We start from the raw sequence: 15,727 nt of genomic DNA on the forward strand, positions 1-15,727 counted from the left end.
TGTCAAGACCGGAGACCGGATGACCCGCGTGACGCGCGCCCTCAAGATCGTGGCCGTCGTCGGCCTGGCGGCGACCGTCGCCTCCTGCGCCTCGGCCCGGCGCATCCTGCCGTTCGGCCTCGGTCAGGACGACACGCCCCAGGCCACGGCGACCGAAGGCGACCGCATCTCGATCCTGTCGTTCGAACAGACCCTGACCCCGTCGGCGGCCTTGTCGGGGCGAGATTTCTTGGTGACGGGCCCGACGGCCCGGACCGCCTGGCCCATGGCCGGGGGCACGGCCGAAAACCTAGTCGAGCACAGCATCGCCGCGCCCGAGTTCACCGTGGGCTGGCGGCGCGGCATCGGACGAGGCTCCAGCCGCACGACCCAGGTCATGGCCCCGCCGGTGGCCGCCGATGGGCGCATCTACGTCATGGACGGCGAATCGACCGTGACGGCGGTAGACGCGGCCTCGGGTCAGATCGTCTGGCGTCGCGACGTCAAGCCGGACGGCCGTGAAGCGGCGGGGGGCGTGGCGGTCTTCGGCCTGCCTGTGCCGCTGGTCGGAACGGGCGGCGGCGCGCTGGAGGGCGGCTTCGGCGGCGGTCTGGCGGTCGGCGGCGGGCGGCTGTACGTCGCCTCGGGTTATCGCACCATGTCGGCGCTGGACGCCGCGACCGGGAACGTGGTCTGGACCCAGCCGGTCGATGTGCCCCTGCGTGGCGCGCCCACCCTGGCGGGCAACCGCATCTATGTCGTCGACGTCGACAACCAGATCATCGCCTTCAACACGCAGACAGGCCAGCAGGACTGGTCCTATCGCGGCATCGTCGAGCCGGCCCGCGTGATGCGCGCCTCCAGCCCGGCGGTCAGCGGTGACACGGTGATCGCGCCCTTCTCCTCCGGCGAAGTGGTTGCGCTGCGGGCCTCGAACGGCCAGCCGGTGTGGAACCAGGTCCTGTCGCGCACCAGCCGCACCAGCGCCCTGTCGGAAATCCGCGACATCGCCGGGCGCCCGGTCATCTCGCGCGGCTTCGTCTATGCCGTGGGCCACTCCGGCGTCATGCAGGCGATGGACATCCGCACGGGCCAGCCGCGCTGGACGCTGCCGATTGCGGGCGTCAACGCGCCCCTGCCGGTCGGTGACGTCGTCTATATCGTGTCCAAGAACGGCGAGCTGACGGTGGTCAACCGCGACAGCGGGGCAGTCTACTGGACCCGCGACCTGAACGAGGGCCGGGTGCGGCAGGAAGGCGGCTTCCTGGGGTTCGGCGATCGCACTGTGCGTCCGGAGTGGTCGGGACCGATCCTGGCGTCCAACCGGCTGGTGCTTGTCAACTCGGACGGCGAGGCCGTGGCCTTCGATCCCAAGACAGGCGCCCAGACGGCGTCGATCCGTCTCGGCGGTCCGGCCTTCTTGGCCCCCATCGCCTATAACGGGCAGCTCTACATCCTGACGGACAGCGGCGATCTCGTCAGCATTCGCTGACGCGCCGAAATCACGCTAGAAGGCCGGCATGGCATTGAAGGTCGCCATCGTCGGCCGCCCCAACGTGGGCAAGTCGACCCTGTTCAACCGGCTGGTGGGCAAGCGCCTCGCGCTCGTCGACGATCGCCCCGGCGTGACCCGTGACCGCCGCTATGCCGACGGCAACATCGGCGACCTCGACCTGACGCTGATCGACACGGCCGGCTACGAGGACGTCACCGACGAGAGCCTGGAAGCCCGCATGCGCGAGCAGACCGAGGCCGCCATCGAGGACGCGGACCTGATCCTGTTCATGATGGACGCCCGCGAAGGCGTGACCTCGCTCGACCGCATCTTCGCCGATCGCCTGAGGAAGCAGCACAAGCCCGTCGTCATCCTCGCCAACAAGTCCGAGAGCCGCGAATCCGGCGGCGGCGTGGGCGAGGCCCATGCCCTGGGCTTCGGCGAACCCGTCGCCATCTCGGCCGAGCACGGCGAGGGCATGGCCGACCTGTATCAGGCCATCGTCGCGGCCTCGGTCGACATCTTCGTCGAAGAGGTCGACGAGCCCGACAAGCCGATCCGCATCGCCATCATCGGCCGCCCGAACGCCGGCAAGTCGACGCTGGTGAACCGTCTGATCGGCGAGGACCGCCTGCTGGTCGGCCCCGAAGCCGGGATTACCCGCGACAGCATCTCGGTCGACTGGACCTACGAAGGCCAGAACATCCGCCTTGTCGACACGGCGGGCATGCGCCGCAAGGCCCGCGTTCAGGAGAAGCTGGAGAAGCTGTCGGTCGCCGACACCCTTCGGGCCATCACTTTCGCGGAAGTCGTGGTTCTTGTGATGGACAAGGATAACGCCTTTGACGTCCAGGATCTCCAACTTGCAGACTTGGTCGAGCGCGAGGGGAGGGCGCTCGTCTACGTCGCCTCCAAATGGGACCTGGAAGAGGAGCCGCAGTCGCGTCTGGCTGAGCTGAAGCGTCTGGCCGACGACAAACTGCCCCAGCTGAAGGGCTCCGAGTTCGTGGCCCTGTCTGCCCATTCCGGTCGCGGCGTCGAGCGGCTGATGCCTGCGGTGCTGAAGGCCCATGCGATATGGTCGGTCAAGGTCAAGACCAAGGACCTGAACGACTGGCTGGCCATGGCGACCCAGCGCCACCCGCCGCCCGCTGTCGACGGCAAGCGCATCAAGACCAAATACATGGCCCAGACCAAGGCTCGACCGCCCACCTTCGTGCTGTTCGCCAGCCGGGGCGGCGCGCTGCCCGACCATTACCTGCGCTATCTGACCAACTCTCTGCGCGAGAGCTTCGACCTGCCTGGCGTTCCGTTGCGCCTGACCATCAAGTCCAACTCGGCCAACCCGTATGCCGAGGGCGGGGCCAAGTCCGGACCGGAACGCTACAAGGGCGACGCCAAGACAGCGCCGCGCAAGGTCCGCAAGAAGGAAGAGGAAGAGTCTCGCCTGCCCGGCAAGGCGCTGGAGCAGAAGAAGACCCGCGTCGCCAAGCCCCGCGTCATCGGCGCGGTGAAGGCCTCGGCCTCCAAGAAGGCCGGATCATCGGTCGCCGTGCAGAAGGGCGCGCGCGGCGGCGCTCGCCAAGTCAGTCGCTCTGGCCGCATCCGCACGGGCCAGAAGCAGGGGCCGCGGAAGTAGTCCCTGACTGACTATTCAGGGATGTCGGCGAAGTTTCCGTAACGCCCGCCCTGGGCGAGGTTGCCGAACTTGGTCGTGTCGGAATCGAAGCTCAGCTTGACGATGCCGATGGGGCCGTGGCGCTGCTTGCCGATGACGACCTCGGCCACGCCGCGCAACATGTCCATCTCCTCCTGCCACTTTAGGTGCTCCTCGGTGCCCTCGCGCGGCTCGGCGCGTTCCTTGTAGTAGCTCTCGCGATAGACGAACATGACGGCGTCGGCGTCCTGCTCGATCGAGCCGGATTCGCGCAGGTCCGACAATTGGGGCCGCTTGTCCTCGCGGGCCTCCACCTGACGCGACAGCTGCGACAGGGCGATGATCGGGACGTTCAGCTCCTTGGCCAGCGCCTTCAGCCCGCCGGTGATCTCCGACACCTCCTGCACCCGGTTCTTCTGGCCGTTGCCTTCGCCAACGGTCACGAGCTGCAGGTAGTCGACGATGATCAGATCCAGCCCCTGTTCGGCACGCTTCAGGCGCCGCGCGCGTGCAGCCAGCTTGGAGATCGAGATGCCGCCGGTGGCGTCGATGTAGAGCGGGCTCTCGCCAATCTCGATGGCGGCGTCGCGCACCTTGCCGAAGTCCGCCGCGTCGATCTCGCCCTTCCTCAGCCGGTCGGATGACACGCCCGACGCATCGGCCAGGATCCGCATGGCCAGCTGTTCGGCGCTCATTTCCAGCGAGAAGAAGGCCACCACCCCGCCGGAAACGGTCTTTCGCCCATCCGGCGTCGGCTCCCAGCGGTAGTTGCGGGCCACGTTGAAGGCGATGTTGGTCGCCAGCGCCGTCTTGCCCATCGACGGACGGCCCGCGAGGATCAGCAGGTCGGACGGGTGCATGCCGCCCAGCTTCTGATCCAGATCGTTCAGGTGGGTAGCCAGTCCCGCCAGCTTGCCGTCGCGCTGATAGGCCTCGCCCGCCATCTGCACGGCGCCGGCCAGAGCCGTCGAAAAGCTGACGAAGCCGGAGGAGGGGGCGCCGTTCTCGGCCAGTGAGTAGAGCGTCAGCTCCGCCTGTTCGATCTGCTCGATAGCGGGCGTCTCGGGATCGGGCGCGTCCTTGATGATGTCGCCGCCGATGCGGATCAGGTCGCGACGGAGGGCGAGGTCATAGACGACGCGGGCGTAGTCCGGCGCATTGGCCCCCGGCGGAGCCCGGTCCATCAGATCTGCGAGATAGCGCAGGCCGCCGAACTCGGCGAAAGCCGGGTCCTGCTTAAACCGCTCCATCAGGATGGTCGGCTCGGCCAGCAGGCCCTGGCGAATGTGATCCTCGATGGCGTCATACAGCCGCTGGTGGAAGGGCTCGTAGAAATGCGATCCCTTCAGCCGGTCCGACAGGCGTTCGAACACGCCATTGTCGAACATGAGCGCGCCCAGCAGTGCCTGCTCGGCCTCCAGATTGTGGGGCAAGGAGGGGATGGGGACCGTATCAGCGGAAATGGGAGCGAAGGCGTTCATCGGGTTAACGCATTACCCCTCGCATGCGCCTGCGACAGTCCCGGACGCAGCCTTCTCTGGGGGTCGAATTGGTCGTGCTGTGGACCGCTGGAAAATCCTGAAACGGATCAGTTCCGGCGTGCGATCAGGCGGCGGGGCAGGGGTAGCGCGAGGCCAGCCACGAGCGGATGCCGTCGGTCGGAGTCATTCGCTGACGCCGCGCTTGGGGGATGGCGTTCAGATAGTCGAGCAACTGGCGCGGGTTCATCTGGATGCGCTCGGGCGGGCAGGCGGGGGGTGTGCGGCCAGCCGCGCGGGCGTCGCGGACCTCGGCGCCGACGGTCGTCATGGAAGCGTTGAACTCGCGCACGAGCCGACGGGCGTCCGAGCGAATGGCCGAGGTCGGGTTCAGCGGGATGCGGTTCGCCTCGGTGACGAACGCATCGAGCGTGCGGCTCTGCGCGAGCACGGGGGGCGCGGCGAGAATGAGCCCTGCGAGCGCGGCGACAGCGACGACTTTCATGAACCCCTCCGATGACACCTGCCAATGCAAAGCTGGACCAAGGCTGTTTCATGGCAGAAGAGAAAGCGGCGCAGAGATGGCTCTCCGCGCCGCCTGATGGGCTTCGACTCTGGGGTCAGAAGTTGTAGCTGAGACGCCCGTACACGAAGCGGCCGTTGAAGCCGTAGGGCGAGAACTGCGGGAAGCCCACCGAGCCCGTCGGCGCGTTCAGCGTCGCCGGGGTGAAGTTCGGATACTCGTCCGTCAGGTTGTTGACCCCCACTGCGGCCGTGACGCCGAACGGGAACTCGTAGCGGCCTTCCAGATCGATCAGGGTGTCTTCGCCAGTCTCGTAGTCCAGTGTGGAGACGTTGTTGGCGATCAGGACGCTGTCATAGTAGGTCGCGCGCGCCGTGGCCGACCAAGCGCCCAGAGACCAGTCGACGGAACCGACGAACTTCTTCTCCGGCGTGCCCTCTTCGAACGCCAGGATATTGGAGCGGTCGAACAGGAAGTTGGGCGACACCGGGATCGACACAACCGGGACGCCGGGAATGTCCTCGATCAGGGTGTCGTTGAAGTTGGCCGCCAGGGTGAAGTCAAACCGGCCCAGGCTGTCGGTTGGCAGGCGATAGCGACCGACGATATCCAGTCCCTTGGTCGTAGAGCTGAGGCCGTTGGTGAAGAAGCGCGCCGACGACACGCCGAGTGGCTGGATGATCCCCAGCACGGCAGCGACCGTGGCGGCCGACTGGCTTGGACGCGTCGGCCCGAGATTCTCGGACAGGATGATGCGGTCTTCGACCTGGATGCTGTAGGCGTCGATAGTCAGCTCGAAGGGGCCGTTGCGCACCACCGCGCCGACCGAGAAGTTGACCGAGGTCTCGGGCTTCAGCGGCCGGGCGCCCAGGGCGATCGACACCGGATCGTCGACACGGAAGGTGCCGGACTGGATGAGGTTGGTGACCGGCACGCCGCCGACCACGGTCGTCACCAGGTTGGTGGCGATGTAGCTGAAGTACTGCTGTTGCAGAGCCGGCGCCCGGAAGCCGGTCGAGACCGAGCCCCGGAAGGCCAGTTCCGGGAACAGGTCGTAGCGGGCCGAGACCTTGCCGGTCAGGGTGTCGCCGAAGTCGGAATAGTCCTCGTAGCGCGCGGCCAGGCCCACGGTGAACTGGTCGTTGAACTTTCCTTCCAAGTCGACGTAGGCGCCGAAGTTGTTGCGGTCGCGCTCGGTGGCATTGGCCGGGCTGAAGCCGGGGAAGCCTTGCGCGCCACCACCCTGGGTGCTGCCGGGGTTGCGGATCCAGGACTGAACCTGACCCGCCGTCTGAACGAAGTCTTCCGTGCGATACTCAAGGCCGAAGGCGAGGTTCCAGGGTTCGGGCGCGCCGACGTCGATCGGCCGCACGCCGTCCACCGCGAGGGTGAACTGCTCGTATTCCAGCCCGCCCGCGCGGAAGGAACGCAGGGAGTTGGTGCCGAACGACGCGTTGATGGTGTTTTCGACGCGGTAGTCGAGGGCGTTGCGCCCCCAGCTGGCCGAGATGTCCCAGTCGATGCCCCAGGCCGCGCCCCTCACGCCGCCGTAGAGGTTGTAGTCGTTGATGTGGGTGGCGATCAGAGGCAGAAATCCGTTCGGATAGACGGCCAGCACGTTGTTCGCGTTGTTGAAAGCCCTGGCCGTGGCCGCCGACTCTGTGTCCTTGTCGACGAAACCGCCAAAGGCGTAGGCCTCCCAGCCATTGCCCAGATCGAGGCCGGCGTTCGCCCAGACCGCTCGGGATTCGACCTCGGGATCACCGAAGCGGCCGAGCACGGTGGTCGACGAGTTGGTCGGTGTGGCCGCGGGGGCCGCGAAATCAGACCGGTTGGTCGGGTCGCGACGCTGCCATTCACCGGACAGCGTCAGGAAGCCGTCGTCGAACAGGGGCAGGCCGATCCAGCCCGAGAGCGAGACCTGCTCGCCGTCCGTCCGGCTTTGCGATCCCCGGGCCGTGTCGAACTCCGTGTCGTAGCGGCCGTAGCTCGTGGTGATGCCGCCGCCGCTGTCGGCTTCCCGCAGACGCAGGTTGACGACGCCGGCGATGGCGTCGGAGCCGTACTGGGCCGAGGCGCCGTCACGCAGGACTTCGACGGTCTGCAGCGTGACCGAGGGAATGGTGTTGAGGTCGAACGACGCGGCGCCGCGACCCAGGTTGCCGTTAACGTTGACGAGCGCGCTAACGTGACCCCGCTGGCCGTTGATAAGCACCAGGGTCTGGTCGGGCGCCAGACCGCGCAGGGTCGCCGGGCGGACGTGGTCCGAACCATCCGAGATGGCCGGACGCGGAAAGTTGATGGCCGGAGCGTTCGCCGCCAGCGCCGTCGCCAGCTCGCCGCCGGTGCCCTGGCGTTGGAGGACTTCGCCGGAGATCACATCGACCGGCGCGATGGTGTCGAGCCGGGTGCGGCCGACCGTGCGGGTGCCGGTCACGACGATCTCGTCGACCGTGGTGGCGTCGTCCTGGGGCGCATCCTGCGCCTGGGCCGGCGCCGCGAGGCAGGCCAGGGCCACGATGGAGGAGAAGCCGAAGAGCAGGGCGCGGGTGGAGCGTTGGGTCATGATCTGTCCTGATGCCGTGAACCGACGCCCGTGCGCCGGCTGTCTTGTCTCGACCCCTCCAGGCGACCGGAGGGTGGCGCACGTTCGACCGCGCACGATCCTTGCGTTTCAGGCGGTCGTCGGACGTCCATGAACAAGCTGTGATGCTTAATGGCGCGGTGCAAGCAACCGTCGTGCGAACTCGCCCGGTCGTTGCAATTTTGACATAGTTCGGCCGATCGCCGAGCGCGTAGGGAAACAGTCTGCCTCGGTCTGGCCAGCAGGCGGCCCGCCAAAAGAAAAGGGCGCGTCCGGAGACGCGCCCTTCAGTATTTCTGAAAGTCCAGCGAATCGAACTGAAGGCGATCAGGCCTCGGAGCCGAGGCCTTCCTGCTGGCCGGCGCCGCCCTCGACCATGTCACGGGCCTGCTCGGCGGCCGCGTTGCGGTCTTCGTCGTAGGCGGACTTGATCACGTCCTCGCCCTTGGCCTGGCGTTCGGCTTCGTCGGCCGAGCGGGCCACGTTGATCTTGACCGTGGCGGTGACCTCGGGGTGCAGGCGGACCAGCACCTCGTGGACGCCCAGCGTCTTGATCGCGACGTTCAGCACGACCTGGGAGCGCTCGATCTTGCCGCCTTCGGCCTGAACGGCCTCGGCGACGTCACGGCCGGCGACCGAGCCGTACAGCTGACCCGTTTCGCCCGCCTGGCGGATCATGATGTAGGACTGGCCGTCGATCTTGTCGGCGACCTTCTGGGCTTCGGCCTTGTTCTTCTCGTTGCGGGCCTCGATGGCGGCGCGGTCGAGTTCGAACTTCTCCAGGTTCTTCGACGTGGCGCGCAGCGCCTTGTCGCGGGGCAGGAGGAAGTTGCGGGCGAAGCCGTCCTTGACAGTGACGACGTCGCCGATGGCGCCGAGGTTCTCGACGCGCTCCAGGAGAACGACCTTCATCTTACTTCACCACATAGGGCAGGAGGGCCAGATAGCGGGCGCGCTTGATGGCCTTGGCCAGTTCGCGCTGCTTGATCTGGGACACGGCGGTGATGCGCGAGGGCACGATCTTGCCGCGTTCGGAAATGTAACGCTGGAGCAGCTTGACGTCCTTGTAGTCGATCTTCGGCGCGCCCTCTCCCGAGAACGGGCAGGTCTTGCGACGACGATTGAAGGGACGGCGCGGGCCGGCCGAGGCGTTGACGGGCGTGCCGGGCACGTTGGCGGAGTGGGTGTCGGACATGGTTCGATCTCTCCTTAGGCGGCCAGCTCGGCGTCGTCGCGGGGACCACGCTCGCGTTCGCGCTCACGCTCACGCTCGCGGCGAGCCAGCAGCGGGGACAGTTCCAGGTCCAGTTCCTCGACGCGGACGGTCAGCCAGCGCAGGACGTCCTCGTTGATCGACAGCTGACGCTCGACCTCGGCCATGGCGGCCGGGGGGCAGTCGATGGCAAGCAGCGAATAGTGAGCCTTGCGGTTCTTCTTGACCCGATAGGTCAGGTTGCGCAGGCCCCAGTACTCGATCTTGGCGACCGTGCCGCCGCCGGCGACGATCAGGTCCTTGATGGTGTCGTTGAGGGCTTCGGCCTGTTGCGCGCTGATGTCCTGGCGCGACATGACCGTGTGCTCGTAAAGAGCCATTCGTTCGTCTCCCGTTGAGGGCGTCGGCGCCGAGGGACCGGGTAGTCCGTTCGACGATGGCTCCCGGTGCGGCGGCCGGGAGGACTTCCCGAACCCTTTGGTGTTCCGCTCCGGGACCGAGGCCCTGGAAAGCCGGCGCGTATAGGGGAAAAGGGACGAGGGGGCAAGGACCCTTGGCACCGGTCGCGGGCTGTGAGGGTGCCGTTCACCGTCAACCTCCATGCGATCTTAGGGCTTGGGAGGTTGAATCGATCCATGTCTTTTGATCGCAGACAGTTTCTGGGTGCGGCGACGGTGCTGGTCGGGGGCAGTTGCGACCCGCTGTCCGAGGCGGAGGCTGACCCTTGCGAGGCCGGGGGACCGGTGACGGGGCCGGCGCGTCGGATCACCATCCGGATGCCAGCCACGCCCGGTTCTTCTACACATAGGCTCTCGCCCGACGGTCGCACCCTGCTTCTGCGAACGCATCGGGCGCTGACGTTCGCGCCCGTCGACGGCGCTCCTGTGTCGACCTTTCCGCTCGAGGGGCCGTCGTTCGGCCTCCAGGGCGACGACGACAGTCTGGCCTGGAGCGACGACAGCCGTTCCGTTTGGCTGCTGAAGGGCGACACCGCACCATCCGGCTTCTCCACCGGTCCGCGGGCCTGCGCGCGCCGGTGGGATGACGGCCGGATCGAGGTCTCGCCCCCGTTGCGCGACCCGCCGGGTCGTCTCGACCAGATGCGTTGGTTGAACGGTGCGGGTCTGGGCATCGCCAGCTTCGACACGCGTGGCGGCTACTACAGGCCTGAGTTGCCGAACACGACGCCCGCGCTTGCCGTGATCGATGCCTCGAGCGGGCGTGTGCGGTCTCCGGTTCTCATTCGTGAAGCATTGCTGGCCGCCTTCGATTCGCCGCCGGGCTGGCTCTGGTGCGACGTCGAGGCGGGCGTGTTAATGGCCGACGGTCGGGTTCGGGCACTTGTCCGGGCGCGGGCCAGCCTAGTTGGGCAGAACGGCGTCGACGGGCTCGTTCTCTGGACCGAAGGCGAGGCTGCCGTCGTCCTTCCCGAAGAAGCGCTGGCTGGGCACGTGGTTTTCGTCGAGGGGGGGCGAAGGCTCCTGGTTCGCCTTCCTCTTGCGGCGGGCGGGGTGATCTACGAGCACGGGCCCTCTCCGCCGCCGATTCCGGTTTCGGGCGATTACGCGGGCCTCTACGATCTGGAGAGCAGGCGCTGGATTTGGCGCTTGGCCGGGCGATCGACGCAAAGGGGTGAGGGCCAGGGTCTGGCGCTCAGCGCCAGCGGCGAGAGGGCGCTGATCGGTCTCCCCGAGCGATGCGACATTCGGGGCGTCTACGGCATCATCGATGTGCGGACCGGACGGGTCCTCCAGCGTCTTGCGGCGACAAACAATGCGCGACCCACCCTGGGCTTCGTCGGCGAAAACCCGTGGATGGCGCAAGGCGTGTTCCTGGACCTGCACGAGGCGAACGCTTAGCCCTCGCTTGTCCTCGCGTGCCCATCGTCCTACCCCTCCGTCTCGATTCAACGGACCAAGGACCGCTTCATGACCCTCGCCCTCCTGTTTCCCGGACAAGGCAGCCAGGCCGTCGGCATGGGGGTTGCGCTGGCCGACGCCTTCGCCAGCGCGCGAGAGGTGTTCCGCGAAGTAGACGAGGCGCTGGGGCAGGATCTGTCGGGTCTGATGCGGAACGGCCCGGAGGATCATCTGACCCTGACCGAGAACGCCCAGCCGGCCCTGATGGCGGTGTCGCTGGCCGTCGTGCGGGTGCTGGAAAAGGACTTCGGCATCGCCGTGGATCGCGCCGCCTTCGTGGCCGGCCATTCGCTGGGCGAGTATTCGGCGCTGGCGGCGGCGCGGGCGCTGACGGTCGCGGACACGGCGCGGCTGTTGAAGCTGCGCGGCCAGGCCATGCAGCGCGCCGTGCCGGTGGGGCAGGGGGCGATGGCCTCGCTGATCGGGCCCAAGACGGATCTGGCGCTGGCGGAAGCCGCCGCTGCGGCGGGCGCCGAGGTCGGGGTCTGCGTCGTGGCCAACGACAACAACAACGGCAACGTCGTCATCTCGGGCGAGAAGGCCGCCGTGGATCGCGCCATCGAGAAGGCCAAGGAGCTGGGCGCGCGTGCGATCCCGCTCAACGTCTCGGCGCCGTTTCACTGCCCGCTGATGCAGCCTGCGGCCGATGAAATGGCGAAGGCCCTTGCGTCGGCCGCGCTTCGGGGGCCTGCGGTCCCCGTGGTGGCCAATGTGACAGCCGGGCCGGTGTCGGATGCGGATACGATCCGTCGTCTGCTCGTCGAACAGGTTACTGGTCGCGTCCGCTGGCGCGAGTCGATGGAATGGATGGCGACCACCGGGGGCGTGACCCGCTTTGTCGAGGTCGGCTCGGGCAAGGTCCTGACCGGCATGGCCAAGCGCATCGCACCTGACGCCGAGAGCCTTGCGCTCAACACCCCGGAAGACATCGAGGCCTTCGCGGCCTCCTTCGCCTGATCACGGAGACGACCATGTTCAATCTGACCGGCAAGACCGCGCTAGTGACCGGCGCGACCGGCGGCATCGGCGGGGCTGTGGCCCGAGCGCTGCATGCCCAAGGCGCGACCGTCGTGCTGTCCGGCACCCGGGAGGCGGTGCTGGCGGACCTGGCCAGAGAACTCGGCGAGCGTGCTTTCGCGGCGGCGGCCAACCTTTCGGACGCCGAGTCGGTCGACGGCCTGGTCGGGCGAGCCGAGGAGGTCGCGGGCGCGCCGCTGGATATCCTCGTCGCCAACGCCGGGATCACAAAGGACGGCCTGCTGATGCGGATGAAGGACGAGGACTTCCAGTCCGTCATCCAGATCAATCTGGAGAGCTATTTCCGCCTGGCCCGCGCCGCCGTGAAGGGCATGATGAAGCGCCGATCGGGACGGATCATCGGCGTGACCTCGGTGGTCGGCGTGACCGGCAATCCGGGCCAGACCAACTATTCGGCATCCAAGGCCGGGATGATCGGCTTCTCCAAGTCCCTCGCCCAGGAGGTCGGCAGCCGGGGCATCACCGTGAACTGCATCGCGCCGGGCTTTATTGCGTCACCCATGACCGACGTGCTGAACGATCAGCAGAGGGACGCCATCCTGGGTCGCATCCCGGCCGGGCGGCTGGGCACGGGCGAGGAGATCGCGGCCGCGGCCGTCTATCTGTCGTCGGACGAGGCGGCCTACGTCACGGGCCAGACGTTGCACGTCAACGGCGGCATGGCGATGATCTGATGATCGTCCTGCGCTACCCGGCGACGATCCTGTGTGGCCCGCTGCTGCTGATCGGAATCATCTGGGTGCTGCAGGGCCTGAACATCCTGCCCGGCAGCTTCATGACGGGGCAGATCATCTGGGCGGTCTATGGGGCGCCGATGGCCCTCTCCGGAGCCGCGCTCTTGTGGTGGGTCAATCGTCGCCGGGGATGACAGGCTGTTACAGCCTATTTCCACCCGCGAGCGGTGTGCTAAAGGGCTCGGCAACCGGTTGGCTCATGCGGGCGTTGCCCCTTGCGCAAGCGGGGCCGTCGTGAGACGGCAGACAACCACTACGCCGCCCCAGGCGGCCCTTTGAGGCAGAGACACCCATGTCCGATACCCTGGAACGCGTCCGCAAGATCGTGATCGACCACCTGGACGCCGATCCGGACAAGGTCACCGAAAAGGCCAGCTTCATCGACGATCTCGGCGCCGACTCGCTCGACAACGTCGAGCTGGTCATGGCCTTCGAGGAAGAGTTCGACATCGAGATCCCCGACGACGCCGCCGAGCACATCCAGACCGTCGGCGACGCGGTGAAGTTCATCGACGAGAAGACCGCGGGCTGATCCCGCCGTCCCATCGGCATCCAATGGCCGCCCGGCGCTCCTAGCGGAGAGGCCCGGCGGCCATTACTGTTTCTGAATCACGCTTAACGGAGCTGGAGCTCGCCATGCGCCGCGTCGTCGTCACCGGTCTCGGCCTCGTCACGCCCCTCGGCACGGGTGTCGAACACAGCTGGAAGGGCATCGTCGAGGGTCGCTCCGGCATTCGGCCGATCACCGCCTTCGACACGGAAGGTTTCGCCTGCACCATCGCCGGCGAGGTGCCCAGCGTCGACGGGCGCGGCGGCGGCGGCCCGGACGTGCCCGGCAGCTTCGACGCCGACGCCATCATGTCGCCCAAGGAGAGGAAGCGCGTCGACGACTTCATCCTGTTCGGCATCGCCGCCGCCGACGAGGCCCTGAACGACGCCAACTGGCATCCCGAGACCGACGAAGACAAGGAACGCACCGGCGTCATGATGGGCGCCGGGATCGGAGGCCTGGGCCCCATCGCCGAGAGCGCCCAGATCCTGGCCGAGAGCGGCCCACGCCGGATCAGCCCCTTCTTCATCCCGTCGGCCCTGATCAATCTGGTCTCGGGCCAGATCTCGATCCGGCATCAGCTGAAGGGGCCCAACCATGCGGTCGTCACGGCCTGCGCCTCGGGCGTCCATGCCATCGGCGACGCGGCCCGGATGATCGCCTTCGACGACGCCGACGTGATGGTGGCGGGCGGGGCCGAGAGCTCCATCGTGCCGATCGGCATCGCCGGCTTCCTGGCCTGCAAGGCCCTGTGCACCGCCTACAACGACACGCCGGAGAAGGCGTCGCGACCCTATGACCGGGGCCATGCCGGCTTCGTCATGGGCGAGGGGGCAGGCGTCCTGGTGCTGGAGGAATACGAGCACGCCAAGGCGCGCGGGGCCAAGATCTATGCCGAGGTCATCGGCTACGGCATGTCGGGCGACGCCTTCCACATCACCGCTCCGTCCGAGGACGGCGACGGCGCCTATCGGGCCATGAAGGCGGCGGTGAAGCGGGCGGGCATCGACGTCACCGACATCGACTACGTCAACGCCCACGGCACCTCGACGATGGCGGACTGGATCGAGCTGCGCGCCGTGGAGCGCCTGGTGGGCAATCACGCGGGTCATCTGGCCATGTCCTCGACCAAATCCATGACCGGCCACCTGCTCGGCGCCGCCGGGGCCATCGAGGCGGTGTTCAGCGTGCTGGCCATCCGCGACCAGATCGCGCCGCCGACCATCAACCTGGACGACCCGGAACACGAAACCGCCATCGACCTCGTGCCACACAAGGGCAAGCCGATGGAGATCGACGTGGCCATGTCCAATTCGTTTGGGTTCGGCGGCACCAACGCCTCCATCCTGTTCCGCAAGGTCGCCTGATGGTGTTCGGGGGGACGCCGGGCCAGAAAAGACCCGGCCTGATCGCGGCGTTGCTGGCGGCCTCTGCCACGGTGAGCCTGTTCCTGATCGCGGGCCTGGCCTGGGCCTGGAGCGTCTACTATTCGCCCGGTCCGCCGGCCCAAAACGACGAATCGACCATCGTGACCCTGCCCAGCGGCTCTGGCGTCTCGGCCATCGCGGCGCGGCTGAAGAACGCGGGCGTGATCCGGTCGGTCGACATGTTCAAGGCGGCCGCGACCCTGACCGGGGCGGACCGGCGGCTGAGGGCGGGCGAGTATGAGGTGCCCAGCCGGGCGTCGCTGAAGACCGTCATCGGCCTGCTGACCGATGGCCGCGTCGTACGACACTTCGTGACCATCCCCGAGGGCTGGTCCTCGGCCCAGGCCGTCGACATCCTGAACCGGGAGGCGGTGCTGACCGGCACCATCGACGAGATCCCGGAAGAGGGGTCGCTGTGGGCCGAGACCTATGAGGTCACGCGCGGCGAGAGCCGCCAGGCCGTGATCGCCCGCATGCAGCGCGCGGCCGAGGAGAACCTGGCCGAACTCTGGGCGCGGCGCAGCCCCAACACCGTGGTCCGCACGCCCGAGGAGGCCGTGATCCTGGCCTCCATCGTCGAGAAGGAGACGGGCGTGGCGGCGGAACGCCCTCGCGTGGCGGCGGTGTTCTCGAACCGCATCCGACAGGGCATGCGCCTAGAGAGCGACCCGACCATCATCTACGGCATCACCAAGGGGCGGCCGCTGGGGCGGGGCATCCGGCGCTCGGAGCTGGAGCGCGACACGGGCTACAACACCTATCTGATCGACGGCCTGCCGCCGACGCCGATCGCCAATCCGGGGCGGCAGTCGCTGGAAGCGGTGCTCAATCCTCCGTCAACGGATGATCTGTTCTTCGTGGCCGACGGGACGGGCGGCCACGCCTTCGCCCGAACTTATGAGGAGCATCTGAGGAACGTCGCCCGTTGGCGCGCCATCGAGGCCCAGCGCGCGGGAGAGCCTGCCGAGGTCGTCCCGCCCGACGCTCGTCCGACTCCGGAAGCGCCCGCAGCCGCAGCAACGCCCGCCCCGACCGGCGACGCCGTCATCACCATGCAGCCGCCGGGGACCTTGCGTCCGGCGACGCCCGCGCGCACGACGGTGCCCGCCGCCAACCCGTCCCAGAGCTAG

General features: G+C 67.7%; 15 protein-coding genes. 9 read left to right on the forward strand and 6 right to left on the reverse strand.

All coding sequences use genetic code 11. From position 1 onward, the window contains the following. Positions 1-19 precede the first annotated feature (19 nt). The gene (locus tag Q333_RS0103805; protein WP_029415420.1) at positions 20-1,471 is read left to right on the forward strand and encodes a PQQ-like beta-propeller repeat protein; all 1,452 of its coding nucleotides are present in this window, start codon (positions 20-22) and stop codon (positions 1,469-1,471) included. Between the two features lie 28 nt (positions 1,472-1,499). Beyond that, entirely contained in the window at positions 1,500-3,113 is a 1,614-nt protein-coding gene (der, locus tag Q333_RS0103810; protein WP_029415421.1) for a ribosome biogenesis GTPase Der, read from the forward strand. Between the two features lie 11 nt (positions 3,114-3,124). Here der and Q333_RS0103815 read toward each other — a convergent pair whose 3' ends face one another. The 6 genes from Q333_RS0103815 to rpsF all read right to left on the reverse strand — a co-directional run bounded on the left by Q333_RS0103815 (position 3,125) and on the right by rpsF (position 9,309). Then, positions 3,125-4,612, reverse strand: a complete 1,488-nt coding sequence (locus tag Q333_RS0103815) for a replicative DNA helicase (RefSeq protein WP_029415422.1) — start codon at positions 4,610-4,612, stop codon at positions 3,125-3,127. Between the two features lie 124 nt (positions 4,613-4,736). Next, positions 4,737-5,114: a hypothetical protein gene (locus tag Q333_RS0103820; RefSeq protein WP_029415423.1), complete on the reverse strand. Its 378-nt coding sequence runs from the start codon at positions 5,112-5,114 to the stop codon at positions 4,737-4,739. A 115-nt stretch (positions 5,115-5,229) separates the two neighbouring features. Beyond that, positions 5,230-7,698 carry a TonB-dependent receptor plug domain-containing protein gene (locus Q333_RS0103825; RefSeq protein ID WP_029415424.1) on the reverse strand — a complete coding sequence of 823 codons (2,469 nt, stop codon included), beginning with the start codon at positions 7,696-7,698 and terminating at the stop codon, positions 5,230-5,232. 345 nt (positions 7,699-8,043) lie between these two features. Further along, positions 8,044-8,628 (reverse strand): 50S ribosomal protein L9, encoded by a 585-nt coding sequence (gene rplI, locus Q333_RS0103830; protein ID WP_029415425.1) that lies wholly within the window; start codon positions 8,626-8,628, stop codon positions 8,044-8,046. Between the two features lies 1 nt (position 8,629). Next, entirely contained in the window at positions 8,630-8,911 is a 282-nt protein-coding gene (gene rpsR / locus Q333_RS0103835) for a 30S ribosomal protein S18 (RefSeq protein ID WP_029415426.1), read from the reverse strand. Positions 8,912-8,925: 14 nt separating this feature from the next. Beyond that, positions 8,926-9,309, reverse strand: a complete 384-nt coding sequence (gene rpsF, locus Q333_RS0103840) for a 30S ribosomal protein S6 (RefSeq protein WP_029415427.1) — start codon at positions 9,307-9,309, stop codon at positions 8,926-8,928. A 255-nt stretch (positions 9,310-9,564) separates the two neighbouring features. Between rpsF and Q333_RS0103845 the strand changes: the two genes are divergently transcribed. From Q333_RS0103845 to mltG, 7 genes are all read left to right on the forward strand, one after another. Further along, positions 9,565-10,788 carry a hypothetical protein gene (locus Q333_RS0103845; protein WP_029415428.1) on the forward strand — a complete coding sequence of 408 codons (1,224 nt, stop codon included), beginning with the start codon at positions 9,565-9,567 and terminating at the stop codon, positions 10,786-10,788. Between the two features lie 69 nt (positions 10,789-10,857). Beyond that, a complete protein-coding gene (fabD, locus tag Q333_RS0103850) occupies positions 10,858-11,805 on the forward strand; it encodes an ACP S-malonyltransferase (protein WP_029415429.1) in 948 nt (315 codons plus the stop codon). 14 nt (positions 11,806-11,819) lie between these two features. Continuing rightward, on the forward strand, positions 11,820-12,560 hold the full coding sequence (fabG, locus tag Q333_RS0103855; RefSeq protein ID WP_029415430.1) for a 3-oxoacyl-[acyl-carrier-protein] reductase: 741 nt from the start codon (positions 11,820-11,822) through the stop codon (positions 12,558-12,560). Beyond that, positions 12,560-12,754, forward strand: a complete 195-nt coding sequence (locus Q333_RS0103860; RefSeq protein WP_029415431.1) for a hypothetical protein — start codon at positions 12,560-12,562, stop codon at positions 12,752-12,754. The genes fabG and Q333_RS0103860 overlap by 1 nt, the downstream gene beginning before the upstream one ends. Positions 12,755-12,912: 158 nt before the next feature. Further along, a complete protein-coding gene (locus tag Q333_RS0103865) occupies positions 12,913-13,152 on the forward strand; it encodes an acyl carrier protein (protein WP_021697838.1) in 240 nt (79 codons plus the stop codon). Positions 13,153-13,256: 104 nt separating this feature from the next. Beyond that, entirely contained in the window at positions 13,257-14,537 is a 1,281-nt protein-coding gene (gene fabF, locus Q333_RS0103870) for a beta-ketoacyl-ACP synthase II (protein WP_029415432.1), read from the forward strand. Then, positions 14,537-15,727 (forward strand): endolytic transglycosylase MltG, encoded by a 1,191-nt coding sequence (gene mltG, locus Q333_RS0103875; RefSeq protein WP_035293687.1) that lies wholly within the window; start codon positions 14,537-14,539, stop codon positions 15,725-15,727. Before fabF ends, mltG begins: the two co-directional genes overlap by 1 nt.

Source organism: Brevundimonas bacteroides DSM 4726 (assembly GCF_000701445.1).
GTDB classification, from domain to species: Bacteria; Pseudomonadota; Alphaproteobacteria; order Caulobacterales; family Caulobacteraceae; genus Brevundimonas; species Brevundimonas bacteroides.